Below are 25,055 nucleotides of genomic sequence, written 5' to 3'. Positions count from 1 at the left end.
CTACCGGGCGGCTCCGACGATCAGCCCGTCCTCGAAGCGGTCGACCCGGACCGTGTCGCCGTCCACGACCTCGCCCGCGAGGATCTCCTTCGCGAGCCGGTCGCCGATCGCCGTCTGGATGAGCCGGCGCAGCGGCCGCGCGCCGTACGCGGGGTCGTTGCCCTCCTCGGCGAGCCACTCCAGGGCCGCCGGGGTGACGTCCAGGGTGAGGCGCCGCTCGGCGAGCCGCTTCGAGAGCCGGTCGATCTGGAGCTGCGCGATCCGGCCCAGCTCGGCCCGGTCGAGCGCCGAGAAGACCACCAGGTCGTCCAGACGGTTGAGGAACTCGGGCTTGAAGCTCGCCCGCACCACGTCCAGGACCTGCTGCTTCTTCACGTCCTCCGAGGTCAGCGGATCCATCAGGAACTGGCTGCCCAGGTTCGAGGTGAGGATCAGGATGGTGTTGCGGAAGTCCACCGTCCGGCCCTGTCCGTCGGTGAGGCGTCCGTCGTCCAGGACCTGGAGCAGGACGTCGAAGACCTCCGGGTGCGCCTTCTCCACCTCGTCGAGCAGGACCACGCTGTACGGGCGGCGGCGCACCGCCTCCGTGAGCTGGCCGCCCTCCTCGTAGCCGACGTAGCCGGGAGGAGCGCCGACCAGACGGGCGACGGAGTGCTTCTCGCCGTACTCCGACATGTCGATGCGGACCATGGCCCGCTCGTCGTCGAAGAGGAAGTCGGCGAGCGCCTTCGCCAGCTCGGTCTTGCCGACGCCGGTCGGGCCGAGGAAGAGGAAGGAGCCGGTGGGCCGGTCGGGGTCGGCGATCCCGGCACGGGTGCGGCGCACCGCGTCGGAGACGGCCCGCACGGCCTCGGACTGGCCGATCAGCCGCTTGCCGAGCTCGTCCTCCATCCGGAGCAGCTTCTGCGTCTCGCCCTCCAGGAGGCGGCCGGCGGGGATGCCGGTCCAGGAGCCGACCACGTCCGCGATGTCGTCGGGGCCGACCTCCTCCTTGACCATGGTGTCCTTGGCGGACTCCTGCTGGGCCTCGGCCTCGCTGGCCTCCTCCAGCTCCCGCTCCAGGGCCGGGATCTCCCCGTACAGCAGCTTGGAGGCGGTGTCGAAGTCGCCGTCGCGCTGGGCGCGCTCGGCGCGGCCCCGGGCCTCGTCGAGGCGCTCCTTGAGCTCGCCGACGCGGTTGAGGGACTGCTTCTCCTTCTCCCAGCGCGCGGTCAGGCCACGGAGCTCCTCCTCGCGGTCGGCGAGGTCGCGCCGGAGCTTCTCCAGGCGCTGCTTGCTCGCCGCGTCCGTCTCGTTCTTCAGGGCCAGCTCCTCCATGCGGAGCCGGTCCACGGAGCGCTGGAGCTCGTCGATCTCGACGGGCGAGGAGTCGATCTCCATGCGGAGCCGGGAGGCGGCCTCGTCGACGAGGTCGATGGCCTTGTCGGGGAGGAAGCGGGAGGTGATGTACCGGTCGGAGAGGGTCGCGGCGGCCACCAGGGCGGAGTCGTTGATCTGCACCTTGTGGTGGGCCTCGTACCGGCCCTTGAGGCCGCGGAGGATCGCGATGGTGTCCTCGACGGTCGGCTCGGCGACCAGGACCTGCTGGAAGCGGCGCTCCAGGGCGGGGTCCTTCTCGATCCGCTCGCGGTACTCGTCGAGGGTGGTCGCGCCGACCATGCGGAGCTCGCCGCGGGCCAGCATCGGCTTGAGCATGTTGCCGGCGTCCATGGCGGAGTCGCCGCCGGCGCCCGCGCCGACGACCGTGTGCAGCTCGTCGATGAAGGTGATGATCTGGCCGTCGCTCTCCTTGATCTCGGAGAGGACGGTCTTCAGGCGCTCCTCGAACTCGCCGCGGTACTTCGCGCCGGCGACCATCGCGCCGAGGTCGAGCGAGACGAGCCTCTTGTTCTTCAGGGACTCGGGGACGTCGCCCTTCACGATCCGCTGGGCGAGGCCCTCGACGACGGCGGTCTTGCCGACGCCGGGCTCGCCGATGAGGACCGGGTTGTTCTTGGTGCGGCGGGACAGCACCTGGACGACGCGCCGGATCTCGTGGTCGCGGCCGATGACCGGGTCGAGCTTGCCCTCGCGCGCGGCGGCGGTGAAGTCCGTGCCGAACTTCTCCAGCGCCTTGTACTGCCCCTCCGGGTCGGGTGTGGTCACCCGGCGTCCTCCCCTGCTCTTCTCGAACGCGTCGAGCAGCTTCCTCGCGCTCGCGCCCTGCCCGTCGAGGATCTCACCGGCCTGGCCGCCCTTGGCGGCGATCGCGACCAGGAGGTGCTCGGTGGACAGGTAGTCGTCGCCGAGCTCCTTGGCGCGCTTGTCGGCGTCGGCGATGACGGCGAGGAAGTCGCGGTTGGGCTGTGGGGGCGCGACCGTGGACCCGGTGACGCTCGGCAGGGCGGCCAGCAGCCGCTCCGCGCCGCCGCGGACGACGGCCTGGTCGGCGCCGACGGCGGCCAGCAGGTCGGTGATGTTCTCGTTGTCCTGACCGGCCAGGAGGGCCAGCAGCAGGTGTGCGGGGGTCAGGTCGGCGTGCCCCTCGGACACGGCGCGGCTGCTCGCCGCGTTGATCGCGTCCCGGCTCCTGTTGGTCAGTTCGGCGTCCACGTGCGGTGCTCCTTCTCGGTTCTCGTGGGTCCTCTCCTTCTATGACTTCTCCAGGGTACACAAAGTTGAGTCGAACCCGCTCAAGGTATCGGAGGGAGCCCTGCCCCGGGTAGTTTCCGGGCATGGCCACAGACCCCAGGAACCCCTCCGACTCGTACCTGAGCTTCTGGCGCGAGTACCACATGTGCACCCTGACCACCCCGCGCCCGGACGGCACGCCGCACGTCGTCGCGGTCGGCGTCACGTACGACCCCGAGGGCGGGTACGCGCGCGTGATCACCAACAAGAACAGCCGGAAGGTCGCCAACGTCCTGGCGGCGGGCGCGGACGGCGCGCGGGTCGCGGTCTGCCAGGTCGACAAGGGGCGCTGGGCCACCCTGGAGGGCGTCGCCCGCATCCGCACGGAGGCCGAGACGGTCGCGGACGCCGTCGCCCGCTACGCGGAGCGGTACGGCCGCACGCCGACCCCGAACCCGGACCGGGTCGTCATCGAGATCGCCCTCACCCGGGCGATGGGCCGCGCCTGAGCGACCCGCACGCAGACGCACAGCGGCGCCATCGCGTTTCAGGTCCGCGATGGCGCCGCTGTGTGGGGGAAGTGCCGGAGCGATCTACAACGACGGGGGAATCGCTCAGGCACTGCGGGGGGTGGCGGTGATGGCCTCTGGCTCGATCAGCTGGTGGTCGCGCTGATCGAGATTGACGAAGATCATGCCGTACCGGATGGCACAGCGGATGGGCTGCGGAGCGCCGCGGGGACGGCGCAGACAGCGGTACGCACGGACGTCTTCGTCCTGTTCACGGGCGACGACGATCGGCTCTCCGAAGAGCGTGACCTTCAGCGAGTCGCCGCGGTGGGGGATGGCCGTGGCGAGATCGACGAAGTGCCAGCCGGAGCGATAGGCCGAGGCCATCTCCCTGCGGAACCTGGGGTCATCGGGAACATTCATGTGCCCGACTAGCTCCAGCCGGGGTCCTGCGCGGGGGCCACGCTCCAGCCCGGGTCATCGACGAGCGTGGGTGCCGCGAGGTGCCAGCCCGGGTCGAGCTGAGCGGCCTGCACCTGCGCCGGCTCCGAGTGCCAGCCCGGATCCGGGGTCACTCCCACCGCGCCCACTGTGGCGGCCGCGATGAAGGCGACTCCGGCCGCCGCGCGTATGAGCTTCTTCATCATCACCGAGCAACCTCACTTGAAGGCAACGTCTGTTTCCAACCCCCGCGAGTAAGACGATGGCTTACTCTCTGCGCCTGCACCACCAAACCCAGGCATCATGTTCCTGAGATGCAGGAGCCTGGGGGTGTACATATGCGGAAACAAGCGGACGAAACAGGTCACCCTCATTCGCACGCCGAACTGTGCGAAGCGGGCTCCGAGCTGTACGCGGCCGCCCTGCGGACCGGGCGAATACCCCGGTCAGAGGCGGTCGAGGCACCGTGCCTCCTCGACCTCTCGCTGCTCCACCCCGACCCCGACGACGCGCAGTGGCTCCGGCCGGTTCCGCCCTCCGCGGCCCTCGCCCAGCTGCTCCAGCCCATCGAGCGGGAGATACTCGACCGCCGGCGGCGCACCGTCGCCCTGTCGGACGCTTTCGAGCCGTTCATGGCCATCAGCGCCCACGACTCACCCACCACACACGCCATCACCGTCCTCGAGGGCATCGACCGCATCAACTCGACCCTCGACCGCGTCGTGGCCGACTGCCGCAGCGAACTCCTCACCGTCCAGCCGGGCGGCGGGCGCCCCGCCCAGGCCCTCAGCGAGGCCCTGGACCGCGTCTCACCCCTCCTGGGCCGCGGCATCAGCATGCGCACCCTCTACCAGCACACCGCGCGCCACACCGAGCTCACGCTCACCTATCTGGAGCACGTCGGGCCCGAGGTCCAGGTCCGCACCCTCGAAGAGATCATCGACCGGCTGATCATCGTCGACCGCGAGGTCGCCTTCATCCCGGCCCGCAGCGACCGCCAGGTCGCCCTGGAGCTGCGCCACCCCGGCCTGGTCGCCTACCTCGGCGGCGTCTTCGACCAGTTCTGGCAGCTGGCGGTGCCGATACGGGAGGAGATCCCGTACGACATCAAGACCGACGGCATCGGCGGCGTCCAGCGCTCCATCGCCAAGCTCCTCGTCGAGGGGCACGTCGACGAGGCCATCGCCCGCCGGCTCGGGATGAACGTGCGGACCTGCCGGGCGCACATCGCCAAGCTCGCCGCCGCCCTCGGCAGCGGGAGCCGGGCCCAGCTCGGCTATCTGATCGCCCAGTCCGGGATCCTCGAACGGGACAGCTGAACGGTCCGGGACACGACGAAGGCCCCCTCCACCGACCGGTGGAGGGGGCCTTCGCGCCGCGTACGGGAGCTACTCGCCGCGCTTCGGGCGCCACACCACGAGGGCGCTCGCCTGCTGCACGTCGGTGTACGGCACCAGATCCCGGCGGTACGAGGCGTGCACCTGGGCCTCGCGCTGGCGCAGCGTCGCCGCCGCGCCCTCGACCGCCGCCGACAGCTCGGACACACGTGCCTGGAGCGCCGCGACCTGGTTCTCCAGTTCGATGATCCGCTTGATTCCGGCCAGGTTGATGCCCTCGTCCTGCGACAGCTGCTGCACCTGACGGAGCAGCTCGATGTCACGGGCCGAGTAGCGCCGTCCCCGTCCGGCCGTGCGGTCCGGGGAGACCAGGCCGAGCCGGTCGTACTGCCGGAGGGTCTGCGGGTGCAGGCCCGAGAGCTGGGCCGCCACCGAGATGACGTACACCGGCGACTCGTCGGTCAGTTCGTACGGATTGCGTCGGCGCCCTTCCACCGGGTCACGCTCCCTTCGCGGCCTGGAACAGCTCGGCCCGGGGGTCCTCGGAGGCGGTCGCCTCGCGGAAGGTCTCCAGAGCCTCGCGTGCCTTGTCGTCCAGCTCCTTCGGCACCGCCACCTCGACCGTCACGAGGAGGTCGCCGCGCGTGCCGTCCTTGCGGACCGCGCCCTTGCCCCGGGCGCGCATGGTCCGGCCGTTCGGCGTGCCCGCGGGCAGCTTGAGCGTGACCGCGGGGCCGCCGAGGGTCGGCACCTTGATCTCGCCGCCGAGCGCCGCCTCCGAGAAGGAGACCGGCACCGTCACGGTGAGGTTGTCGTCCTTGCGGCCGAAGACCGGGTGGGCGTCGACGTGCACGACGACGTACAGGTCGCCGTTGGGCCCGCCGCGCTCGCCCGGCGCTCCCTTGCCGCGGAGACGGATCTTCTGGTTGTCGCTGACGCCCGCGGGGATGCGGACCTGCATGGTGCGGGAGGACTTGGCCCGGCCGCTGCCCTTGCAGACCTCGCAGGGGTTCTCGGCGATGAGGCCGCGGCCCTTGCAGTCCACGCAGGGGTCCGTCAGCGAGAAGGAGCCGCTGCCGCCGCGCGAGACCTGCCCGGTGCCGACACAGGTCGGGCACACCCGGGGCGTGCCGTTCTTGTCGCCGGTGCCCGAGCACGCCGTGCACGGCTGCTGGCTGGACATCCGCAGCGGTACGGTCGCGCCCTCGATGGCCTCGGTGAAGCTGAGCGTCACCTCGGACTCGATGTCCTGGCCGCGCCGCGGCTGCGTGCGGGCGCCCGCACCCCCGCCGCGGTTGAACAGGCCGCCGAAGACGTCCCCGATGCCGCCGCCCCCGAAGCCGCCGGCTCCGCCCTGGGCGCCGCCGAAGAGGTCGCCCAGGTCGAAGTTGAACGAGCCGCCGCCTCCGGGGCCGCCGGCCCGGAAGCCGCCGTTCCCGAAGAGGGCGCGGGCGTCGTCGTACTCCTTGCGCTTCTTGGGGTCGCCGAGGACGTCGTTCGCCTCGGAGATCTCCTTGAAGCGCGCCTCGGCGCTCGCGTCACCCTTGTTGGCGTCCGGATGGTTCTCGCGGGCGAGCTTCCGGTACGCCTTCTTGATCTCGGCCTCGGTGGCGTCCTTGGGGACGCCGAGAACCTTGTAGTAGTCCTTCTCGACGAAGTCCTTCGTGCTCATCGACGTCCCTCCTCCCGCGCACGGGTACGGCTGTTACTCGCTGTCCTTCTCGGACTTGTCGGACTTGGCGTCTTCCGAGTCCTCGGCCTTGCCCTGGGCCCCCGGCTGGGGCTCGGCGACGGCCACGCGGGCGGGCCGGATGGTCCGCTCGCCGATCCGGTACCCCGGCTGCAGGATCGCCACGCAGGTCGTCTCGGTGACGTCCGGCGCGTACGAGTGCATCAGGGCCTCGTGGATCGTCGGGTCGAAGGGCTCGCCCTCCTTGCCGAACTGCTGCAGACCCATCTTGGCGACGACGGTCTCCAGCGATTCGGCCACCGACTTGAACCCGCCCACGAGCTCGCCGTGGTCCCGGGCCCGGCCGACGTCGTCGAGGACGGGAAGCAGCTCGGACAGGAGGCTCGCGACGGCGATCTCCTTGACCGTGACCCGGTCCCGCTCCACGCGGCGGCGGTAGTTCTGGTACTCGGCCTGGAGCCGCTGGAGGTCGCCCGTGCGCTCGGTGAGCGCGGTACGGGCCTGGTCCAGCTGCGCCAGCAGGGCTACGTCCGTAGCGTCCCCGGCCGGGGCCGTCGAGTCCTCCTCGGTGGAGTTCTCGACGGCCTCGGCGGCGTCGTCAGGGGTGGCGCCGGAGGGGACGTCGGGCTTCTCCTCGAAGCCCGGGGTCTCCTCGGTCACGCCTGGCCACCCTTCGGCTTCTCGTCGTCGACGATCTCGGCGTCGACGACGTCGTCGTCCTGCGCCTGGGCCTGGCCCGCGTCGCCGCCGGCGGCCTGGGCGGCCTGGGCGTCGGCGTACAGCGCCTGGCCGAGCTTCTGCGAGACGGCCGCGACCTTCTCGGTGGCGGTGCGGATCTCGGCGGTGTCCTCGCCCTTGAGCTTCTCCTTCAGCTCGACGAGCGCGGCCTCGACCTCGGCCTTGACGTCACCGGGAACCTTGTCCTCGTTGTCCTTGAGGAACTTCTCCGTCTGGTAGACGAGCTGCTCGCCCTGGTTGCGGGACTCGGCGGCCTCGCGGCGGCGGTGGTCCTCCTCCGCGTACTGCTCGGCCTCCTGGCGCATCCGGTCGACCTCGTCCTTCGGCAGCGAGGAGCCGCCGGTGACGGTCATCTTCTGCTCCTTGCCCGTGCCCAGGTCCTTCGCGGTCACGTGCATGATGCCGTTGGCGTCGATGTCGAAGGCGACCTCGATCTGCGGGACGCCACGCGGCGCCGGCGGCAGACCGGTCAGCTCGAACATGCCGAGCTTCTTGTTGTACGCCGCGATCTCGCGCTCGCCCTGGTAGACCTGGATCTGCACGGACGGCTGGTTGTCCTCGGCCGTCGTGAAGATCTCGGACCGCTTGGTCGGGATCGTGGTGTTGCGCTCGATGAGCTTGGTCATGATGCCGCCCTTGGTCTCGATGCCGAGGGACAGCGGGGTCACGTCGAGGAGCAGGACGTCCTTGACCTCACCCTTGAGGACACCGGCCTGGAGCGCGGCGCCGATGGCGACGACCTCGTCCGGGTTGACGCCCTTGTTGGCCTCCTGGCCACCGGTCAGCTCCTTGACGAGCTCGGCGACGGCCGGCATACGGGTCGAGCCACCGACGAGGACGACGTGGTCGATCTCGGAGAGCTGGATGCCCGCGTCCTTGATGACGTTGTGGAACGGCACCTTGCAGCGCTCGAGCAGGTCGGAGGTGAGCTGCTGGAACTGGGCGCGCGTGAGCTTCTCGTCCAGGTGCAGCGGGCCCTCGGCGGAGGCCGTGATGTAGGGCAGGTTGATCGAGGTCTCGGTCGAGGACGAGAGCTCGATCTTCGCCTTCTCGGCGGCCTCGCGCAGACGCTGGAGGGCCATCTTGTCCTTGGCCAGGTCCACGCCGTGACCGTTCTGGAACTGCGTCACCAGGTAGTCGACGACGCGCTGGTCCCAGTCGTCACCACCGAGGTGGTTGTCACCGTTGGTGGCCTTCACCTCGACGACGCCGTCGCCGATCTCCAGGAGGGACACGTCGAAGGTGCCGCCACCGAGGTCGAAGACGAGGATCGTCTGGTCGTCCTTGTCCAGGCCGTAGGCCAGGGCGGCCGCGGTCGGCTCGTTGACGATGCGCAGGACGTTGAGGCCCGCGATCTCACCGGCCTCCTTGGTGGCCTGACGCTCGGAGTCGTTGAAGTACGCCGGGACGGTGATGACCGCGTCGACGACCTTCTCGCCCAGGTAGGCCTCGGCGTCGCGCTTGAGCTTCTGCAGGATGAAGGCGCTCATCTGCTGCGGGTTGAAGCTCTTGCCGTCGATGTCGATCTTCCAGTCGGTGCCCATGTGGCGCTTGACCGACCGGATGGTCCTGTCGACGTTGGTGACGGCCTGACGCTTGGCCACCTCGCCGACGAGCACCTCGCCGTTCTTCGCGAAGGCGACGACGGACGGCGTGGTCCTGGCGCCCTCGGCGTTGGTGATGACGGTGGGCTCGCCGCCTTCCAGAACGCTGACGACGGAGTTAGTCGTGCCCAGGTCGATGCCGACCGCACGTGCCATTTCGATTCCTCCAGCTGACTGACTTGAGTGGAACTGACTCAAGGATGCACGAGGAGGTCGCCCGCGTCAACAGACCTGAGTCGAGTGGACTCAACTCTTCGTCCGGTGGGGCACTCAAAGGGCGCGTCGCTCCCCCCTTTGACCAGGTTCGCATGAGAGAGTCCGGACATATGCCAGGATTCCCGCCGGAGGGTGTGACCGCATGACGGCGAAGCGCGTGTTCGACGTTGCGGCCGGGACGCTCCTGCTCCTCGTCCTCGCACCCCTGCTCGCCGGCACCGCCCTCTCCGTCTCCCTCGGCGGCAGCGGCGCGGTGCTGCGCCGCCGGACGGTGGCCGGCCTCGAGGGGCGGCCGTTCACGATGCTGACCTTCCGCACGAAGAGCCCGCTCGCCGCGCTTCCGCTGCTGTTGCACGTGATCGCGGGCCGGATGTCACTGGTCGGACCGTGCCCGCTGACCCCGGCGCACCGCGAGTGCGCGGGCGAGGGCCGCCGCCGCCTCTCCGTACGCCCGGGGGTGACCGGACCGTGGCAGATCAGCGGTCGCTCGGACCTGCCGTGGGAGGAACGCGAACTGCTCGATCTCCACTATGTGGACCACCACTGGCTGGGGATGGATCTGCTGATCCTTGCGCGTACGCTTCCAGCAGTACGCAGGCGTCGCGCGGCAAGGTTCGCCTGAGAGGGCAAGGTTTGCCTGAGCGACACATATCACCGCGAGCGCCGCTACAGCGCGGCGCCGTGACCGGGTAATCTCAGCAGGAACTCAATAAGTTACCGCTTAGTAGGCCCGCCCGAGGAGCCCGTCATGCAACTCGCCGCGATCATCGTGTCGATCGCCATCACGGTGGTGGCCGTCGCGCTGTTCGGCCGCGCCATCGTGCAGATCTACCGCTTCGTGCGGCTGGGTCAGCCGGTACCCGCCGGCACGCGCACCGGAGACCCCAAGGCCCGCACCATCACGCTGGTCAAGGAGTTCCTCGGCCACACGCGCATGAACCGCTGGGGCATCGTCGGCTTCGCGCACTGGTTCGTCGCGGTGGGCTTCTTCTCGCTGCTCCTCACCATCGTCAACGCCTTCGGCCAGCTCTTCCAGGCCGACTGGCTGATCCCGATCATCGGCGACTGGCTGCCGTACGAGATCTTCACCGAGTTCCTCGGCCTGATGACGGTCCTGGGCATCGTGACCCTCATCGTCATCCGCCAGCTGAGCAAGCCGACCAGGGCCGGCCGCAAGTCCCGCTTCGCCGGCTCCAAGACCGGCCAGGCGTACTTCGTCGAGGCCGTCATCCTGATCGTCGGCGTCTGCATCATGACGCTCCGCGCGCTCGAAGGCGTCCAGCACCACGTGACGAGCTGGGAGCTGGGCTTCTTCGCCTCGTACCCGCTGATCGCGCTCCTGGACGGCCTGGACCTCAGCACGATCCAGTACCTCACCTACTTCTTCGCGGCGCTCAAGATCGTCACGTCCTTCACCTGGATGATCACGGTCTCCCTCAACACCAACATGGGTGTCGCCTGGCACCGCTTCCTCGGCTTCCCGAACATCTGGTTCAAGCGCAACGCCGACGGCTCCACCGCCCTGGGCGCGCTCCAGCCGATGACCACCGGCGGCAAGGAGATCGACTGGGAGGACCCGGCCGAGGACGCCGTCTTCGGCGTCTCCCAGGTCGAACAGTTCTCCTGGAAGGGCATCCTCGACTTCTCCACCTGCACCGAGTGCGGCCGCTGCCAGTCGCAGTGCCCCGCCTGGAACACCGGCAAGCCGCTCTCCCCGAAGCTCCTCATCATGTCGCTGCGCGACCACGCGCACGCCAAGGCGCCGTACCTGCTCGCGGGCGGCGGCAAGACGATGGAGGGCGACGAGAAGGCCACGGAGGAGCAGCTCAAGGACGTCCCGGCGGCCGCCCTGGCCGAGGCCGAGCGCCCCCTCATCGGCACCGCCGAGGAGAACGGCGTCATCGACCCCGACGTCCTGTGGTCCTGCACCACCTGCGGCGCCTGCGTCGAGCAGTGCCCGGTCGACATCGAGCACATCGACCACATCGTCGACATGCGCCGCTACCAGGTGATGATCGAGTCCGCGTTCCCGTCCGAGGCGGGCACGATGCTCAAGAACCTGGAGAAGAAGGGCAACCCCTGGGGCCTGGCCAAGAAGCAGCGCGTCGAGTGGACCAAGGAGGTCGACTTCGAGGTCCCGATCGTCGGCAAGGACGTCGAGGACCTCACCGAGGTCGACTACCTCTACTGGGTCGGCTGCGCCGGCGCCCTGGAGGACCGCGCCAAGAAGACCACCAAGGCCTTCGCCGAGCTGCTCCACATCGCGGGCGTCAAGTTCGCGATCATGGGCGGCGAGGAGAAGTGCACCGGCGACTCCCCGCGCCGTCTGGGCAACGAGCCGCTGTTCCAGCAGCTGGGCCAGGAGAACGTCGCGATGCTGAACATGGCGTTCGGCGAGGACGACGAGGACGAGTCGACGAAGAAGCCGAAGTCGGCGAAGAAGATCGTCTCGACCTGCCCGCACTGCTTCAACACCATCGCCAACGAGTACCCGCAGCTCGGCGGCGAGTACGAGGTCATCCACCACACCCAGCTGCTCCAGCACCTCATCGACGAGGGCAAGCTGATCCCGGTGACCCCGGTCGAGGGCCTCATCACCTACCACGACCCCTGCTACCTGGGCCGGCACAACAAGGTCTACACGCCGCCGCGCGAGATCATGTCCGCCGTCCCGGGCCTGCGCCAGCAGGAGATGCACCGCCACAAGGAGCGCGGCTTCTGCTGCGGCGCCGGTGGCGCGCGGATGTGGATGGAGGAGCGGATCGGCAAGCGCATCAACAACGAGCGCGTCGACGAGGCCCTGTCCCTCAACCCGGACATCGTCTCCACCGCCTGCCCGTTCTGCCTCGTCATGCTCACGGACTCCGTGAACGGCAAGAAGAACGAGGGCAAGGCCAAGGAGTCCGTCACGGTCGTGGACGTGGCGCAGCTGCTCCTGGACTCGGTGAAGACCCCGGTCGAGCCGGAGGAGGAGCCGGTGGCCGAGGAGCCGGAGCCGGCGGTCTGATCCTGACTGCGTGAAGAAGGGCCGCCCCGCGCGAGAAGCGCGGGGCGGCCCTTCTCTCATCGCACCTGGCTCACGAGGGTGCCGTGGAAGTTGTAGGTCCAGCTCTTGCCGCCGGGGACGGAGAGCTTGACGTACGGCCGGCCGTCCTTGCCGGCGAAGAAGGTGGCGGTGTGCCCGTCCGGCAGCTTGACGACCTTGGTGGTGTTGCGGGGGGTCTGCTTCTTGGGGGCGGGCTTGGGCTTGGGCTTCGGGGCGGGCTTGGGGGCGGGGGCCTTGTCGAGCCAGGAGGAGACGGTGCCGTCGGGCCGGAGGACGACGTGGAGCCCGTTGTTCTCCCCGTACGCGGGCTTGCCGTCGACGCTCACGAGGGTGTCGACGAGGGAGCCGCCGCCGTAGATGTCGGCGGAGAAGCGGCCGGGGCCGTCCTTGTAGACCTTGGCGAGGGACCCGTCGGCGAGGTCGACGTTCCGCCAGAAGACGGACTGGTCGGTGGCGGTCTGGTCATTCGCGCTCTGGTCACTGCCGGCCTGGTCGGTCGCGGCCTGGTCACCGCCCGCCTGGTCACTCACGGCCTGGCCGCTCACAGCCTGGCCACTCGCTGCCTGGCCACTCGCTGCCTGGTCACTGCCGGAATCGGCGGCGAAGGCGGCTCCGGCGGCCGGCAGGAGGAGGGCGGCGGCGGCACCGGTGGCGATGGCGGCGGTACGGACGGAACGACGGGTGGCTCGCATCGGAAGAGCTCCTTGCTCGGGTCGCTGACATCTCCGAAGCTACGAGTACGACATTGAGGTGATACGTCGGATTTGTAACAGCGCCCCCGCGCCTCTCCCACGAAGGCGTCACGACCCACGTCACCCCTAGGGGATGTCACAGCTCAGTGGCAAGGCCCGGCCTGGGGAGCGCCCGCATGCCGGAAGCGGGTACGTTCGACGACGTGGCTGGATTCAGGAACGGACGCGGCCGGGACAACCGCCCCCCGCAACAACAACCGCAGCAGGCGCCGTACGGGTACAACGCGGCCCCTTCGCCCTACCCGCAGCAGCAGTGGCAGCAGCCGCCGCAGGGGCAGCAGGCGTACGGGGAGCCGGAGTACTTCGGGGATCCCTACGGCGGGCAGCAGCACCAGCAGCACGCGGCGGCGGCGAACAACCCGGGCCACACCCAGATGTTCAGCGTCGACGACCCGTACGGGCAGCCGGGGCAGGCCCCCGCCCCCGTACCGACGGGTCTGCGGCTGCCGTGGAAGGCGCTCCTGAGCGGCATCGTGCTCCGCCCGGCGGACACGTTCCTGCAGATGCGGGACCACGCCGTGTGGGGACCGGCGCTGATCGTCACGTTCCTCTACGGGCTCCTCGCGATCTTCGGCTTCGACAAGGCCCGCGAAGAGGCGCTCAACGCGACGATCTCCACCACGATCCCGTACGTCCTGATGACCGCCCTCGGCTTCGTGCTCGGCGGTCTGATCCTGGGCGCGGTCACCCACACCCTCGCGCGCCAGCTGGGCGGCGACGGCGCGTGGCAGCCCACGGTCGGCCTGTCGATGCTGATCATGTCGATCACGGACGCCCCGCGCCTGGTCTTCGCGCTCTTCCTGGGCGGCGAGAACGGTCTGGTGCAGGTCCTGGGCTGGGCGACCTGGCTGGCGGCGGGCGCGCTCTTCACGGTGATGGTGAGCCGCTCGCACGACCTGCCGTGGCCGAAGGCGCTGGGAGCGTCGGCGATCCAGCTGGTGGCGCTGCTGAGCCTGATCAAGCTGGGGATGCTGTAACGACGACCGAGAAAAGGCCCCCACCGAACCGGTGGGGGCCTTTCTCGCGTATAGGGGGGCTCAGGCGTCGAGAACCTGGCCCTCGCGCTTCACGACGGGCGGTTCGACCGACCAGGGGAAGTTGATCCACTCGTCGGTCTTCTTCCACACGTACTCGCACTTCACGAGGGAGTGGGACTTCTCGTAGATGACGGCGGAGCGGACCTCGGCGACGTGGTCGACGCAGAAGTCGTGGACGAGCTTGAGCGTCTTGCCGGTGTCGGCGACGTCGTCGGCGATGAGCACCTTCTTGTCGCTGAAGTCGATGGCGTTGGGGACGGGCGCGAGCATGACGGGCATCTCGAGCGTCGTCCCGACACCCGTGTAGAACTCCACATTCACCAGGTGAATGTTCTTGCAGTCGAGGGCGTAGGCGAGCCCGCCGGCGACGAACACCCCGCCCCGGGCGATCGAGAGCACGACGTCGGGCTCGTAACCGTCGTCGGCGATGGTCTGCGCCAGCTCGCGGATGGCGGTGCCGAAGCCCTCGTACGTCAGGTTCTCGCGTACTTCACTCATGCCTGCGACCGCCTCACACCTGGGTCCGATGGAAGTTCATGTAGGAGCGGGAGGCCGTCGGTCCCCGCTGGCCCTGGTACCGGGAGCCGTACCGCTCGCTCCCGTACGGGAACTCGGCGGGCGAGCTCAGCCGGAACATGCACAGCTGGCCGATCTTCATGCCCGGCCAGAGCTTGATCGGCAGGGTGGCGAGGTTCGACAGCTCCAGGGTCACGTGCCCCGAGAAACCGGGGTCGATGAACCCGGCGGTCGAGTGCGTGACGAGCCCGAGCCGCCCGAGGGAGCTCTTCCCCTCCAGCCGGGACGCGATGTCGTCCGGCAGGGTGATGACCTCGTACGTCGAGGCGAGCACGAACTCGCCCGGGTGCAGGATGAACGCCTCGTCGCCCTCCGGCTCGACCTCACGCGTCAGGTCGAGCTGCTCGACGGCGGGGTCGATGTGCGGGTAGCGGTGGTTCTCGAACACCCGGAAGAAGCGGTCAAGCCTCACGTCGATGCTCGAGGGCTGCACCATGGATTCGTCGTACGGGTCGATGCGCACCCGTCCGGCATCGATCTCGGCCCGGATGTCCTTGTCTGAGAGAAGCACGCCCCCACGATACGCAGGATACGGAGAAGGCGCGGACCTGCCCCGATCGACAGCCGCCCGCGCCCCGCACCTCACGGCTCAGCGCCGCCCGACCTCCACCGGCACCGCGTGCCGCAACCGCGCACACCGCGGACAGCGAATGAGCCGCCCGGGCCCGATCCGCCCGGCACCGAGCTGCTGAAGCGGGAACGAGGCGGTACTGAACACATGCCCTTCGGCACAACGGACGACGGTGCGCTCCATCGAAGCCATCAAGTCCCTTCCCCTACACATGTGGTGGACGATCAGCCACATTAGGGGATGAAGGGGGCGCCCTCCACGCGGCACTCCGCACACGCCCACGCGCGAGCTTCGCCTCAAGTGGCGCATGGGGTACAGTGTGCAACGATGCGGCACGGATCATCCGGCCGCTGCGCGGATGTAGTTTAATGGTAGAACATGAGCTTCCCAAGCTTATAGCGCGGGTTCGATTCCCGTCATCCGCTCTTCTACGAAGCCCCAGGTCACTGACCTGGGGCTTCTGTGTTGTCCACAGCTCTCGGCGGGGGTGGCGGCGGGCTGGTCCGCTTGCCGGGAATCGGCTCGCCGTCAACGGGGTTGGTGGGGGGGACGAGTCGATCATCGGAGGGGTCATGCGAGCGATTCAGGTGTACGAAGTGGGCGGTCCCGAAGTGCTGCGGGAGGCCGAGGTGGACCCCCCGCGGCCGGGTCCGGGCGAGGCGGTCGTGGAGGTCGCCGCATCCGGGGTCAACTTCCTCGACGTCTACCACCGCGAAGGCCGGTACAGCCTCCCGCTGCCCTTCACCCCGGGCTCCGAGGGCGCCGGCACGGTCGTCGAAGTCGGACCCGGCGTCGCTGACGTCGCGGTCGGGGACCGGGTCGGTTGGGTGGAGATTCCCGGCACGTATGCCGAGCGGGCCGTCGTGGACTCCTCCCGGCTGGTGCCGCTGCCCGACGACATCGGCTTCGAGACAGCCGCCGCCGTGCTCCTCCAGGGCATGACCGCGCACTATCTCGTCAAGGACGCCTACCAGGTCCAGGCGGGCGACACGGTGCTCGTGCATGCGGCCGCCGGTGGCATGGGGCTGCTTCTGACCCAGCTCATCACCCATCTCGGCGGCAGGGTGATCGGCACGACGTCGACCACGGCGAAGGCCGAGCTGGCGAAGCGTGCCGGGGCCGCCGAGGTGATCCTCTCCTCCGCCGTCGACGATCTCGCAGCCGAGGTGAGGCGGCTCAACGGCGGTCAGGGACTGCCGGTCGTCTTCGACGGCGTCGGCGCCCACACCTTCGACGCGAGCCTCGCCAGCCTGCGAGCCCGCGGCCATCTCGTGCTCTTCGGCGCGGCAAGTGGTGCCGTGCCTCCGTTCGATCCGATCCGGCTCGCCCACGGCGGTTCGCTGACCCTGATCCGGCCCAGCCTCGGGGACTACATCGCCGATCGGTCCGAACTGCTCCGACGGGCCGCCGATGTGTTCGAGTGGGTGCGCTCCAAGGCCCTTGAGGTCACCGTGACGGGCCGCTACGCATTGTCCGAGGCCGCCCGGGCCCACAGCGATCTGGAGGCTCGGCGTACCACCGGCAAGCTGCTCGTCGTACCCGATGCGGCGTCCCCCAGGAGGCCCGCGTAGGTGGGGATCAGCAGCATGCCGGACGAAGACCGGATCACCGTCGACTTCGCCACCCTCCAGCGTCTTTCCGGGGAGCTGGAGGACATCCTCTGCACCCTCAACGAGAAGCTGGAGACCCTCGCCGCGCCCTCGACGCGTACCTCCGCCACACCTGGCACACCCGCCCCTCGGCCATCGCCGAAGCGGAGCGCCAGCTGCGCGAGTACAGCCGCAACCCTCCGGGACGGGTCCGGCTGGAGCTGGGCGAGTTCTACGCGATCCCCGACACCGGGATGCCCCAGTCGGAGATCGGCGGCTGGCTGACGGTGCTGGCCGACCACCTGAAGAAGAGCATCGAGGAAGGCGACGTCCCGGAGCCGACGTCCCCGCAGACGCGCTGGGAGTGGCACGCGCGCTTCCCCGAGACCGCGCAGCTGCTCGGCGGCTGGTTCTCGCAGGACATCGTCGACGAGTTCCCCGACCACGAGGCCGCCGTCGCCGACTACGCCGCCACCAGCCACCCCCAGCTGGTCGCCCGCCTCGTGGGCGAACTCCACGAACTGCTCGCCCTCCCCCTGGCCGCCGCCGAACTCGGCATGGAGGTCGGCCCGCCCGAGCCGTTCTCCCACGGCGCCTGGTTCCAGTCGCCGGCGACGACGCTGGGCGGCTGATTCAGCCCTGTCGCCGGCCGCCCTGTCCGCCCGTGCGGGCCGGCTCGGACTTCACCCTCGTGACCAACCCCCTCCGGAACGCTTCGTCCGGAGCGGAGGAATACCTGCATTCGCGAGCTGAGGATTTAATGGGCCTCGCTCGGAGAATTTTTACCGGCGGCACGCAGGGAGAAATTTCGATCACGCACAGTCGACGGCGACGTGCTACTGTCGAAATCAGTTGCAGTTTTGGTACCCAGACTTCAGGCGCCTCCCGTCGGCCACACGCCGCACGGAAGCGCTTCGTATTTACCGGTCATTTTCCGGGCAGGGCATCATCGCGGCGACACGGCGTCCGTACGGTACGGATTCCGGCGTACTGCCCCAAGGAGACATGACATGACGACTGGCACCGTGAAGTGGTTCAACGCGGAAAAGGGTTTCGGCTTCATCGAGCAGGACGGTGGCGGCCCTGACGTGTTCGCCCACTACTCCAACATCGCCAGCCAGGGCTTCCGCGAGCTCCAGGAAGGCCAGAAGGTCTCCTTCGACATCGCGCAGGGCCAGAAGGGCCCGACGGCCGAGAACATCGTCTCCGCCTGACGCGACGCGTCACACGTAGCTGGGGCCCGCATCCCTCGGGGTGCGGGCCCCAGCTGTATCTATTTCGCGGGGTTTTCACTTACGCCTCGCCTCTCGCATTTCCTCACCTGCCCGGTTGCACCCAAATTTTTCGCCACCCTGGGCCGCGCCGCCTGCCGGTCGCATTTCATTCGGCCCGTGCCCGTGATTCCCGACGCCGCTCGCCCACGGCCGGAATTCCTCGATACGCGCCGCATCAAGGAAGGTTCTGAATGAACCCCACACGCACGAACGGCCGTTCCTCCCGAGCCCGCCGCAGCGGCGGCCGCGCGTACGGCTCCGCCGCCGGTTCGGGACGGAGCAGCCACTTCGGTTCGTCCGCCCCGAGCCGTTCGGGAGCTCCCGGGCGCTTCGGCGGAGGCGGTCGGCGGCCCGTCCCGCCGCAGGGCGAGTTCGCCCTGCCGGAGACGGTCACCCCGGCGCTGCCCTCCGTCGAGACGTTCGCCGACCTGGCCCTGGACCGGCGCCTCCTGGCCGCGCTCACCGCACAGGGTGTGTCCGTGCCGTTCCCCATCCAGGGCGCGACGCTGCCGAACTCCCTGGCCGGCCGTGACGTCCTCGGCCGCGGCCGGACGGGCTCCGGCAAGACCCTCGCCTTCGGTCTGTCCCTGCTCGCCCGCACCGCGGGACAGCTCGCCGAGCCCCGCCGGCCGCTGGCGCTCGTCCTGGTCCCCACCCGGGAACTCGCGCAGCAGGTCACCGACGCCCTCACGCCCTACGCCCGCGCCGTGAAGCTGCGCCTGGCCACCGTCGTCGGCGGTATGCCGATCCGCCGCCAGGCGAACACGCTGCGCGGGGGCGTCGAAGTCGTCGTGGCCACCCCCGGCCGCCTCAAGGACCTCATCGACCGCGGTGACTGCCGGCTGGACCAGGTCTCGATCACCGTCCTGGACGAGGCCGATCAGATGGCCGACATGGGCTTCATGCCGCAGGTCACGGCGCTCCTGGACCAGGTCCGCAGCGAGGGCCAGCGCATGCTGTTCTCCGCGACGCTCGACCGCAACGTCGACCTCCTCGTCCGCCGCTACCTCACCGATCCCGTCGTCCACTCCGTGGACCCCTCCCGGGGCGCGGTCACCACGATGGAGCACCACGTCCTCCATGTGCGCGATGCCGACAAGCACCGGCTGACGACCGAGATCGCGGCGCGCGAGGGCCGGGTGATCATGTTCCTGGACACCAAGCACGCAGTGGACCGTCTCACCGAAGCCCTCCTCGCCTGCGGTGTCCGGGCCGCCGCCCTGCACGGCGGGAAGTCGCAGCCCCAACGCACCCGTACCCTCTCCCAGTTCAGGACCGGGCACATCACCGTCCTGGTCGCGACGAACGTCGCCGCACGCGGCATCCACGTCGACCACCTCGACCTCGTCGTCAACGTGGATCCGCCGACCGACCACAAGGACTACCTCCACCGCGGCGGCCGCACCGCCCGGGCCGGCGAGTCCGGCAGCGTCGTCACCCTGGTCACCGCCGGCCAGCGCCGCGCCATGACCCGCCTCATGGCGACCGCCGGCATCGTGCCCGAGACCACCCGGGTCCAGTCGGGCGAGGAGGCACTCGCCCGGATCACCGGCGCGCGGACCCCGTCCGGGATCCCCGTGACGATCACCGCGCCGCCCGTCGAACAGCGCAAGCGGGACGCGGCCTCCCGCGGTCGGCGCCGTTCCGCCCCGGCGCCGCGGCGCGCCGGCACACGGCGTTCCGCCGACACGGCGGCCTGACCACCACGTGATCCGGAAGCCGAACCATCCCCTCAGGAGGCACGTGGTGACACCGGTCCAGACCCAGCCCCGTCCGACCCCCGCCCTCCCCGCGGCCAGGACCGTGACCGACAGCGTCATCCCCCCCAGGACCGCCGCGACTTCACCGCCGACGAGGTCCTCCGGGCCCTGACCAAGCCCGGTTTCACCTGCCGCCGCGTTCCCCCGACGCCCCCGCCGAGCCCCGCCTCCGGCCCTCTTCCGCACGCCTCCGCGCTGCTCGGCGCCTCGACGGGGGCCTGGTCCCCCATACGGACGGACGCGAGCCGACACCCGAACGGCCAGGAAGGCCGGGCCGGCGCCGTCGGCACACTCCCCGGGACTCGACTTCGCCCCGCCGGTCATCCGGCGGGGCGAAGTGCTGCCCGGCGGCCTTCCGTACGCAGGGCCTGGGCGGACAGCTCGGGGCGTCGGACACAGAAGGCCGGCGCAATATCGGGGCCGGCAGATGGTGTAGTAGTTCCTTCGGGGCCCTGGTGCCGTACGGCACCAGGGCCCCTCAACGCGTTGCGCGGAGAGGTGCAAATGACAGCAGACGACTCGTACGACCGTCTCGACGACGACGACTACCCCGCCTACACGATGGGCCGGGCCGCCGAAATGATCGGCACCACGCAGAGCTTCCTCCGTGCCATCGGAGGAGCACGCCTGATCACCCCGCTGCGCTCCGAGGGCGGCCACCGCCGCTACTCCCGCTACCAGCTGCGCATCGCCGCCCGCGCCCGCGAACTCGTCGACCAGGGCACCCCCATCGAGGCCGCCTGTCGCATCATCGTCCTGGAAGACCAGCTCGAAGAAGCCCAGCGCATCAACGCCGAGTACCGCCGCGCGGCGACTCAGCAGACCGGTCACCCCACTGCCGACTGAAGCGGTTCCGGGCGATCGACGCGCACGGCGTCACACGAGACGCCGTGCGACGAGCAGCGGGCCACGAACGTTCCCTCTCTCCCCCGGGACTCCGGGTGCGGGCCGGGGTCAGCGGCCGGGGTGGGGTGGTTCGTCGAGGGCGGCGGCGTGGAGGACTTCGCTGATCAGCAGGTCGAGGTCGTCCGTCGTGGTGCGGTAGTTGCACAGGCAGGCGCGCAGGACGGTGCGCCCGTGTACGGCGACGGTGGCGAGGTAGGCGCGTCCGCGGGACTGGACGCGTCGGGCGATGCGGGCGTGGAACTCGTCCGGGTCCTCGCCGGCCGGGCGCGTGACGCGGAAGCAGGCGACCGGCCAGGGGCCGCCGGCCAGCAGTTCCATCCCGGGTTGTGCGGCGATTCGCCGACGGAGCTCGTCGGCGAGGGTGAGGTAGTGCTCGATCAGGGCGGTGACGCCGGCCTGGCCCAGGTGGCTCAGGGTGGCCCACAGGGCCAGGGCTCTGGTGCCGGGGCGGGTGAGCTCGATCGTGGCGTGGGAGAGCCACGGCAGGGCGTCGTCTTCGCCGGCCGTGAGGTAGGAGGCGCGGTGGGCGAAGGCCGTGTGCAGGTGCTCCGGGTCGGGGACGAGCAGGGCTCCGCAGCCGACCGGCACGCTGAGGGTCTTGTGCGGGTCCACGGTCAGCGAGTCGACGGCCCCGACGCCCCGGTACAGGGGCGCCAGTGCGGGGACGGTGGCGCCGAGCCCGCCCCAGGCGCCGTCGGCGTGGTGCCACATCCCGGTGCGCCGGCACAGCGCCGTGACCGGTTCGAGCGGGTCGACGGCGCCGGTGGCGGTGGTGCCCAGCGTGGTGACGACGCAGAAGGGCAGCAGGCCGGCGTCCAGGTCGGCGGTGACCGCGGCGCGCAGCGCGGCCGGGTCCAGGCGGTCGTGGGCGTCGGCGGGTACGGGGCGCAGCCGGTGAGCGGGCAGCCCGATGCAGGCGGCCGCCTTGGCGACGGACATGTGCGCCTGGGCGCTGTAGTAGAGGGTGAGGCGGGCGTGGTCACGGTCGTAGGCGGCCCCGTCCCCGCTGCCGCGGCGGGTGAGGAACCAGGTGCGGGCGGTGGCCAGGGCGAGCAGGTTGGCCATGGACCCGCCGCTGGTCAGCACCCCGCCGGTGGTGTCGGGCAGCCCGGCCAGTCCGGCGAGCATGCGTACCGTTCCGCGTTCCAGGTCCATCAGGGCGTTGTCGCCCATGCCGCAGGTCGCGTTGACGGCGCAGGCCAGGAGTTCGGCGATGATCCCGGCGGGGGCGGGCGGCGAGTTGACCCAGGCGAAGAACGCGGGGTGGCCGTTCCCGGTCGGGAACGGCGCGATCTCCTCGCGTACGAAGTCCAACACCCGGCCCAGCTCCACGCCTTCGCGGCCGAGTCGTGCATCGCGCAGCCGGTCCCGCTGCGTCGCGGGCATCGGACGGCTCACCGGCTCCTCGGCCAGCTCGCTCAGGTACCGCGCCGCCCACTCCGCCGCGGCGGCGAGTTCGTCCCGCAGCACCTTCGGGTTCACCCCCGGCGGCAGCTGGTCCATGGGCGAGAGGTGGTCGCTGCACCCGGCCGGGGCGAGGTCTGACAAACGACGGGTCATGTCGGCGTCTCGGGCCTTTCTTCATCACAAAGGCCCCCAGGTCGGAGGAGCGAGGGCCGTGATCGTAACGAGCGACCCCACCGGCCGACACGCCACGGCTGATTCCCCTGATGAACCGGCGGCGGGTCGGCCCGCCACGAAATCGGCGGCGACCTGACGCCGTACCGACCGGTGTCGGTCCTGGTGCCCCCACCGCCGGCCCCGGGCGCATCGGGACGGTCTGGGGCGCGGGACGGTCGGGGTGCGCGGTCGATTGGGTCCAATGGTCCCCTGATCTGCCCCTTCGGTCTCTGGCGGCACATGCTCTGCGCGCGGAGGGTCGGAGGTGAAGGCGGCCGCCGCACCAGGCGCGGGAAGGCCCGGCGGCCCCGAGGCCAGGAGGCGAGAACGATGGACGAGCTCGGGCGAGCGGAGTGGTTCGTCATCGGCGTCACAGGCATGGCGCTGGCCGCGGCCGCCCATGCCGCGGTCGGTGCGGCCCACATCACCAGGGAGTTGCTGCGGACCTCGACCGGTGGAAACCCCGGGCCGGACGGTTCGGACTTCCAGGTGGACAGCGGCCCCGGCGGCTGGATCCTCTTCGGAACCATGGTCCTGGCGAGCGGGGCCATCTACCACTTCGTGTCCGATGTCAGGGCGGTCATCAAGGAGGTCGTCCACGTGACGTCCCTGTGAGGGGGTCGGGTCGGAGGCGGCGACACGGAGGCCGCGACGCGATCGTCCGGCGGCACCCGTGTCGTGCCGGTGCGCCCCGCGGTCCCCGCCCGCGCCTCGGTCAGCTCGTCCAGGCCGGCGGCCGCTTCTCACAGAAGGCGCGGGTGCCCTCCGCCGCCGCGTCCGTTCCGAAGACGGGGGCGGTCAGTGGGTCCTGGACGGTGAACGCCGCGTGGTCGTCGAAGCCGCTGGTGGCGCCGACGACCTGCCGGAGCGCCTGGGCGAGCCAAGCCGGCCGGGGCGCCCCTGCCCGATCACTTGGCGGTGTCCTCGGCGAGGGTGTGGGCCACGAGGGCGTTCGCGTGGCCGTGGCCGAGACCGTGCTCGGACTTGAGCCAGTTGACCAGCTCCATGTGCTTGGTCAGCGGGGAGGAGCGGATGAGGTCCTTCCACTCGGCGATCGGGCGGCCGTACTTCTTCTCGATGGAGGGGAAGTAGCTGGCAGGACCCTTCACGGCGTCGGTCATGGCTGTCCTCGTCTCGTAGCGTGATGATCTTGGTGGGATGGATGGTGTCCGCCGGAACGGCAGGACGTCCAGCGGTCCGCCCGTGCGTCGGCCGGGCGGGCCGTCACCGCGCTCAGCCACAGCAGGCCGAGGCCCGCGCCGACCGCGAACACCAGGACCGAGGCGGCCGACGCCCCGGACCCCACGTCCCGCCCGGACCCCCGCGCAGCGCCCGCGCAGTCCTGTCGCACCGGCGAGCAGCAGCGCACCGGTGAGCACGAAGCTCGCCGTCTGGATCCGGCCCGCCTCGCCGAGCGCGAGCCGGCGGATCGCGTTCCGCGTGACGTCGAAGCCGTCCCGAGCGAAGCCCTGGGCGACTCCGGCCGCCAGGAACAGCGGACCCGCCACCACACCACCCGCCAGGGCCCACCGCGCGGCCGATCGCGCCGCCGGGGCGGTGGAAAGGACGTGGCGGGGAACGGTGAGCATGTCGGTCATGGCGGGGCCTTCCCTTCGGTGTCGTCGCCCATATGACCGACGGCACGGAGAGAACTCATCGCGCCGCCGAGGTGCGCTGGATCACACCCGGGGCCGACGGCCCCGGCCGAACTTCCCGTTCCCGCCGGGCACCGCACTCAGGCTCCCCGAGCGGCTCCCCGCCGTTCCTCAGCCCGTTCGGCGCGGCGGACGGCGTCCTCGATCTCCGCGAGTTTCGCGGGGGACAGGACGCCCGCGGGCTCGATCAGGTCGGCCCGGCTCACGGTGGTCAGCCACGTGCAGGGGGTGAAGCCCGGGCGCGGGAACGCGAAGCGCAGTACGCCCTCGAAGGGCAGGCCCTCCGCGGCGCCCACGGCCACTTCGACACCCAGGCCGCCGAGGTCGACGCCCGCCGGGGCGACGACCTGCATCACCCGGATCCCGGACGGGCCGTCTTCCGACAGCAGGACGACCGGCCGCCGCTCGTCGAACTCGACCCACCAGACCTCGCCTCGTCGCATCAGTCCTCCTCCCCCCGAGCAGGCGCCTGTCGACACACGCCTGTCGGAGCAGTCCGGTTGCAGATCTCCGCCCTTGATTCTTCTCCCTCGCTCTCGCGAAGCGTGCGATAGGTTCCCCGCCATGACCGCACCCGGAACCTTCGCCTGGCCGCCCGTCCCGATATCGACCGACCGGCTCGTGCTCCGCGAGTCCGAGGCCCGGGACCGCGCGGGGTTCGTCGAGCTGTTCTCCTCGCCGGAGGTGGGCGCCTACGTCGGCGGCGCCCGTCCGCGCGACGACGTCGAACGCGCGATGCCCGAGGTCCCCGGGCGGCGGCCCGGCTGTTTCGTGGTCGAGCGCGACGGAACGATGATCGGCATGATCACCCTCGACCCCCGCGACGCCGAGCGCCGGGGCCACGTCCGCCCCGAGGCCGGTGAGGCCGAACTCGGTTACCTGTTCCTGCCGGAGGCCTGGGGACACGGTTACGCCTTCGAGGCGTGCGCGGCGGTACTCGACTGGTTCACCGGCGCGCGCCCCGGCGAACCCGTCGTGCTCACCACCCAGAGCGCCAACGACCGCGCCATGCGCCTCGCGGCCAAGCTGGGCTTCACCGAGGTCGAGCGGTTCGAGGAGTACGGCGCCGAGCAGTGGTTCGGCGTACGCCCCTCCACCACCCCGGCCGCATGACGGACGGCGCC

At 70.4% G+C, this 25,055-nt stretch carries 25 protein-coding genes, 1 tRNA gene and 2 pseudogenes; 14 read left to right on the top strand and 14 right to left on the bottom strand.

Going from position 1 to position 25,055, the window contains the following annotated elements:
* Positions 1-2,592, bottom strand: coding sequence for an ATP-dependent chaperone ClpB (gene clpB, locus ABT041_RS01150; RefSeq protein WP_351176952.1), 2,592 nt, complete (start codon positions 2,590-2,592; stop codon positions 1-3).
* Positions 2,593-2,714: 122 nt separating this feature from the next.
* On the opposite strand from clpB, the gene ABT041_RS01145 reads away from it, so the two are divergent.
* Positions 2,715-3,119, top strand: a complete 405-nt coding sequence (locus ABT041_RS01145; RefSeq protein WP_351176949.1) for a pyridoxamine 5'-phosphate oxidase family protein — start codon at positions 2,715-2,717, stop codon at positions 3,117-3,119.
* Positions 3,120-3,224: 105 nt separating this feature from the next.
* Here the strand turns inward: ABT041_RS01145 and ABT041_RS01140 are convergent, their stop codons facing one another.
* Together ABT041_RS01140 and ABT041_RS01135 are read right to left on the bottom strand one after the other, a co-directional pair.
* Positions 3,225-3,542 carry a Rieske (2Fe-2S) protein gene (locus ABT041_RS01140; protein WP_041129982.1) on the bottom strand — a complete coding sequence of 106 codons (318 nt, stop codon included), beginning with the start codon at positions 3,540-3,542 and terminating at the stop codon, positions 3,225-3,227.
* Positions 3,543-3,550: 8 nt separating this feature from the next.
* Positions 3,551-3,766, bottom strand: a complete 216-nt coding sequence (locus ABT041_RS01135) for a hypothetical protein (RefSeq protein ID WP_351176946.1) — start codon at positions 3,764-3,766, stop codon at positions 3,551-3,553.
* A gap of 132 nt (positions 3,767-3,898) precedes the next feature.
* On the opposite strand from ABT041_RS01135, the gene ABT041_RS01130 reads away from it, so the two are divergent.
* The gene (locus ABT041_RS01130) at positions 3,899-4,879 is read left to right on the top strand and encodes a helix-turn-helix transcriptional regulator (protein WP_351176943.1); all 981 of its coding nucleotides are present in this window, start codon (positions 3,899-3,901) and stop codon (positions 4,877-4,879) included.
* A 69-nt stretch (positions 4,880-4,948) separates the two neighbouring features.
* Here ABT041_RS01130 and ABT041_RS01125 read toward each other — a convergent pair whose 3' ends face one another.
* Genes ABT041_RS01125 through dnaK form a run of 4 tightly spaced genes read right to left on the bottom strand, consistent with a single transcriptional unit; the run spans position 4,949 to position 9,085 of the window.
* Positions 4,949-5,392, bottom strand: coding sequence for a heat shock protein transcriptional repressor HspR (locus ABT041_RS01125; protein WP_189803135.1), 444 nt, complete (start codon positions 5,390-5,392; stop codon positions 4,949-4,951).
* Positions 5,393-5,396: 4 nt separating this feature from the next.
* The gene (dnaJ, locus tag ABT041_RS01120; protein ID WP_351176940.1) at positions 5,397-6,569 is read right to left on the bottom strand and encodes a molecular chaperone DnaJ; all 1,173 of its coding nucleotides are present in this window, start codon (positions 6,567-6,569) and stop codon (positions 5,397-5,399) included.
* 33 nt (positions 6,570-6,602) lie between these two features.
* Positions 6,603-7,247, bottom strand: coding sequence for a nucleotide exchange factor GrpE (gene grpE / locus ABT041_RS01115; protein WP_351176937.1), 645 nt, complete (start codon positions 7,245-7,247; stop codon positions 6,603-6,605).
* Positions 7,244-9,085 carry a molecular chaperone DnaK gene (dnaK, locus tag ABT041_RS01110; RefSeq protein WP_351176934.1) on the bottom strand — a complete coding sequence of 614 codons (1,842 nt, stop codon included), beginning with the start codon at positions 9,083-9,085 and terminating at the stop codon, positions 7,244-7,246. The genes grpE and dnaK overlap by 4 nt, the downstream gene beginning before the upstream one ends.
* A 202-nt stretch (positions 9,086-9,287) precedes the next feature.
* Between dnaK and ABT041_RS01105 the strand changes: the two genes are divergently transcribed.
* The gene (locus ABT041_RS01105) at positions 9,288-9,767 is read left to right on the top strand and encodes a sugar transferase (protein WP_351176931.1); all 480 of its coding nucleotides are present in this window, start codon (positions 9,288-9,290) and stop codon (positions 9,765-9,767) included.
* Positions 9,768-9,893: 126 nt separating this feature from the next.
* On the top strand, positions 9,894-12,152 hold the full coding sequence (locus ABT041_RS01100; RefSeq protein WP_351176928.1) for a (Fe-S)-binding protein: 2,259 nt from the start codon (positions 9,894-9,896) through the stop codon (positions 12,150-12,152).
* 56 nt (positions 12,153-12,208) lie between these two features.
* Here the strand turns inward: ABT041_RS01100 and ABT041_RS01095 are convergent, their stop codons facing one another.
* The gene (locus tag ABT041_RS01095; RefSeq protein WP_351176925.1) at positions 12,209-12,883 is read right to left on the bottom strand and encodes a hypothetical protein; all 675 of its coding nucleotides are present in this window, start codon (positions 12,881-12,883) and stop codon (positions 12,209-12,211) included.
* A 203-nt stretch (positions 12,884-13,086) separates the two neighbouring features.
* Between ABT041_RS01095 and ABT041_RS01090 the strand changes: the two genes are divergently transcribed.
* Positions 13,087-13,920: a Yip1 family protein gene (locus ABT041_RS01090; protein WP_351176922.1), complete on the top strand. Its 834-nt coding sequence runs from the start codon at positions 13,087-13,089 to the stop codon at positions 13,918-13,920.
* A gap of 60 nt (positions 13,921-13,980) precedes the next feature.
* On the opposite strand, the gene ABT041_RS01085 is transcribed toward ABT041_RS01090, so the two are convergent.
* Both ABT041_RS01085 and dcd read right to left on the bottom strand, forming a co-directional pair.
* The gene (locus ABT041_RS01085) at positions 13,981-14,478 is read right to left on the bottom strand and encodes a phosphoribosyltransferase (protein ID WP_351176919.1); all 498 of its coding nucleotides are present in this window, start codon (positions 14,476-14,478) and stop codon (positions 13,981-13,983) included.
* Between the two features lie 13 nt (positions 14,479-14,491).
* A complete protein-coding gene (gene dcd / locus ABT041_RS01080; protein WP_030690788.1) occupies positions 14,492-15,067 on the bottom strand; it encodes a dCTP deaminase in 576 nt (191 codons plus the stop codon).
* A gap of 414 nt (positions 15,068-15,481) precedes the next feature.
* Between dcd and ABT041_RS01075 the strand changes: the two genes are divergently transcribed.
* The 7 genes and pseudogenes from ABT041_RS01075 to ABT041_RS01050 all read left to right on the top strand — a co-directional run bounded on the left by ABT041_RS01075 (position 15,482) and on the right by ABT041_RS01050 (position 20,596).
* Positions 15,482-15,552, top strand: a tRNA-Gly gene (locus ABT041_RS01075).
* A gap of 147 nt (positions 15,553-15,699) precedes the next feature.
* On the top strand, positions 15,700-16,698 hold the full coding sequence (locus tag ABT041_RS01070) for a quinone oxidoreductase family protein (RefSeq protein WP_351176916.1): 999 nt from the start codon (positions 15,700-15,702) through the stop codon (positions 16,696-16,698).
* Positions 16,699-16,787: 89 nt separating this feature from the next.
* On the top strand, positions 16,788-17,348 hold the full coding sequence (locus tag ABT041_RS01065) for a contact-dependent growth inhibition system immunity protein (protein ID WP_502976333.1): 561 nt from the start codon (positions 16,788-16,790) through the stop codon (positions 17,346-17,348).
* 378 nt (positions 17,349-17,726) lie between these two features.
* Entirely contained in the window at positions 17,727-17,930 is a 204-nt protein-coding gene (locus tag ABT041_RS01060) for a cold-shock protein (protein WP_351176913.1), read from the top strand.
* A 251-nt stretch (positions 17,931-18,181) separates the two neighbouring features.
* Positions 18,182-19,690 carry a DEAD/DEAH box helicase gene (locus ABT041_RS01055; protein ID WP_351176910.1) on the top strand — a complete coding sequence of 503 codons (1,509 nt, stop codon included), beginning with the start codon at positions 18,182-18,184 and terminating at the stop codon, positions 19,688-19,690.
* Positions 19,691-19,828: 138 nt separating this feature from the next.
* Positions 19,829-19,942: pseudogene (locus ABT041_RS38975) on the top strand (SCO5918 family protein); the annotation flags it as partial.
* Positions 19,943-20,254: 312 nt separating this feature from the next.
* On the top strand, positions 20,255-20,596 hold the full coding sequence (locus tag ABT041_RS01050) for a MerR family transcriptional regulator (protein WP_351176907.1): 342 nt from the start codon (positions 20,255-20,257) through the stop codon (positions 20,594-20,596).
* Between the two features lie 108 nt (positions 20,597-20,704).
* Here ABT041_RS01050 and ABT041_RS01045 read toward each other — a convergent pair whose 3' ends face one another.
* Positions 20,705-22,216: a pyridoxal phosphate-dependent decarboxylase family protein gene (locus tag ABT041_RS01045; RefSeq protein ID WP_351176904.1), complete on the bottom strand. Its 1,512-nt coding sequence runs from the start codon at positions 22,214-22,216 to the stop codon at positions 20,705-20,707.
* A 390-nt stretch (positions 22,217-22,606) separates the two neighbouring features.
* Here ABT041_RS01045 and ABT041_RS01040 point away from each other — a divergent pair, with 390 nt between their 5' ends.
* Entirely contained in the window at positions 22,607-22,891 is a 285-nt protein-coding gene (locus ABT041_RS01040) for a hypothetical protein (protein WP_351176901.1), read from the top strand.
* Positions 22,892-23,184: 293 nt separating this feature from the next.
* On the opposite strand, the gene ABT041_RS01035 is transcribed toward ABT041_RS01040, so the two are convergent.
* The 3 genes and pseudogenes from ABT041_RS01035 to ABT041_RS01025 all read right to left on the bottom strand — a co-directional run bounded on the left by ABT041_RS01035 (position 23,185) and on the right by ABT041_RS01025 (position 24,374).
* Positions 23,185-23,397, bottom strand: coding sequence for a DUF4287 domain-containing protein (locus ABT041_RS01035; RefSeq protein WP_351177633.1), 213 nt, complete (start codon positions 23,395-23,397; stop codon positions 23,185-23,187).
* 237 nt (positions 23,398-23,634) lie between these two features.
* A pseudogene (locus ABT041_RS01030) lies at positions 23,635-23,865 on the bottom strand (DUF998 domain-containing protein); the annotation flags it as partial.
* Between the two features lie 146 nt (positions 23,866-24,011).
* The gene (locus ABT041_RS01025; RefSeq protein ID WP_351176899.1) at positions 24,012-24,374 is read right to left on the bottom strand and encodes a type II toxin-antitoxin system PemK/MazF family toxin; all 363 of its coding nucleotides are present in this window, start codon (positions 24,372-24,374) and stop codon (positions 24,012-24,014) included.
* A 121-nt stretch (positions 24,375-24,495) separates the two neighbouring features.
* On the opposite strand from ABT041_RS01025, the gene ABT041_RS01020 reads away from it, so the two are divergent.
* Complete coding sequence (locus ABT041_RS01020; RefSeq protein WP_351176896.1) at positions 24,496-25,044, top strand: GNAT family N-acetyltransferase; 549 nt, start codon at positions 24,496-24,498, stop codon at positions 25,042-25,044.
* Positions 25,045-25,055 lie beyond the last annotated feature (11 nt).

It is taken from the genome of Streptomyces sp. NPDC002825, from assembly GCF_040295385.1.
Lineage (GTDB): Bacteria > Actinomycetota > Actinomycetes > Streptomycetales > Streptomycetaceae > Streptomyces.
Note: the sequence above shows the minus strand (reverse complement) of the source record. Positions and strands in the feature narration are given on the sequence as shown.

Bases quoted from the DNA above. Each gene is read 5' to 3' on its own strand.
- ABT041_RS01145 (WP_351176949.1), top strand. From the start codon at position 2,715: ATGGCCACAGACCCCAGGAACCCCTCCGACTCGTACCTGAGCTTCTGG.
- ABT041_RS01140 (WP_041129982.1), bottom strand. From the start codon at position 3,542: ATGAATGTTCCCGATGACCCCAGGTTCCGCAGGGAGATGGCCTCGGCC.
- ABT041_RS01135 (WP_351176946.1), bottom strand. From the start codon at position 3,766: ATGATGAAGAAGCTCATACGCGCGGCGGCCGGAGTCGCCTTCATCGCG.
- ABT041_RS01130 (WP_351176943.1), top strand. From the start codon at position 3,899: ATGCGGAAACAAGCGGACGAAACAGGTCACCCTCATTCGCACGCCGAA.
- dnaJ (WP_351176940.1), bottom strand. From the start codon at position 6,569: ATGAGCACGAAGGACTTCGTCGAGAAGGACTACTACAAGGTTCTCGGC.
- dnaK (WP_351176934.1), bottom strand. From the start codon at position 9,085: ATGGCACGTGCGGTCGGCATCGACCTGGGCACGACTAACTCCGTCGTC.
- ABT041_RS01105 (WP_351176931.1), top strand. From the start codon at position 9,288: ATGACGGCGAAGCGCGTGTTCGACGTTGCGGCCGGGACGCTCCTGCTC.
- ABT041_RS01100 (WP_351176928.1), top strand. From the start codon at position 9,894: ATGCAACTCGCCGCGATCATCGTGTCGATCGCCATCACGGTGGTGGCC.
- ABT041_RS01095 (WP_351176925.1), bottom strand. From the start codon at position 12,883: ATGCGAGCCACCCGTCGTTCCGTCCGTACCGCCGCCATCGCCACCGGT.
- ABT041_RS01085 (WP_351176919.1), bottom strand. From the start codon at position 14,478: ATGAGTGAAGTACGCGAGAACCTGACGTACGAGGGCTTCGGCACCGCC.
- ABT041_RS01070 (WP_351176916.1), top strand. From the start codon at position 15,700: ATGCGAGCGATTCAGGTGTACGAAGTGGGCGGTCCCGAAGTGCTGCGG.
- ABT041_RS01060 (WP_351176913.1), top strand. From the start codon at position 17,727: ATGACGACTGGCACCGTGAAGTGGTTCAACGCGGAAAAGGGTTTCGGC.
- ABT041_RS01055 (WP_351176910.1), top strand. From the start codon at position 18,182: ATGAACCCCACACGCACGAACGGCCGTTCCTCCCGAGCCCGCCGCAGC.
- ABT041_RS01050 (WP_351176907.1), top strand. From the start codon at position 20,255: ATGACAGCAGACGACTCGTACGACCGTCTCGACGACGACGACTACCCC.
- ABT041_RS01045 (WP_351176904.1), bottom strand. From the start codon at position 22,216: ATGACCCGTCGTTTGTCAGACCTCGCCCCGGCCGGGTGCAGCGACCAC.
- ABT041_RS01040 (WP_351176901.1), top strand. From the start codon at position 22,607: ATGGACGAGCTCGGGCGAGCGGAGTGGTTCGTCATCGGCGTCACAGGC.
- ABT041_RS01035 (WP_351177633.1), bottom strand. From the start codon at position 23,397: ATGACCGACGCCGTGAAGGGTCCTGCCAGCTACTTCCCCTCCATCGAG.
- ABT041_RS01025 (WP_351176899.1), bottom strand. From the start codon at position 24,374: ATGCGACGAGGCGAGGTCTGGTGGGTCGAGTTCGACGAGCGGCGGCCG.
- ABT041_RS01020 (WP_351176896.1), top strand. From the start codon at position 24,496: ATGACCGCACCCGGAACCTTCGCCTGGCCGCCCGTCCCGATATCGACC.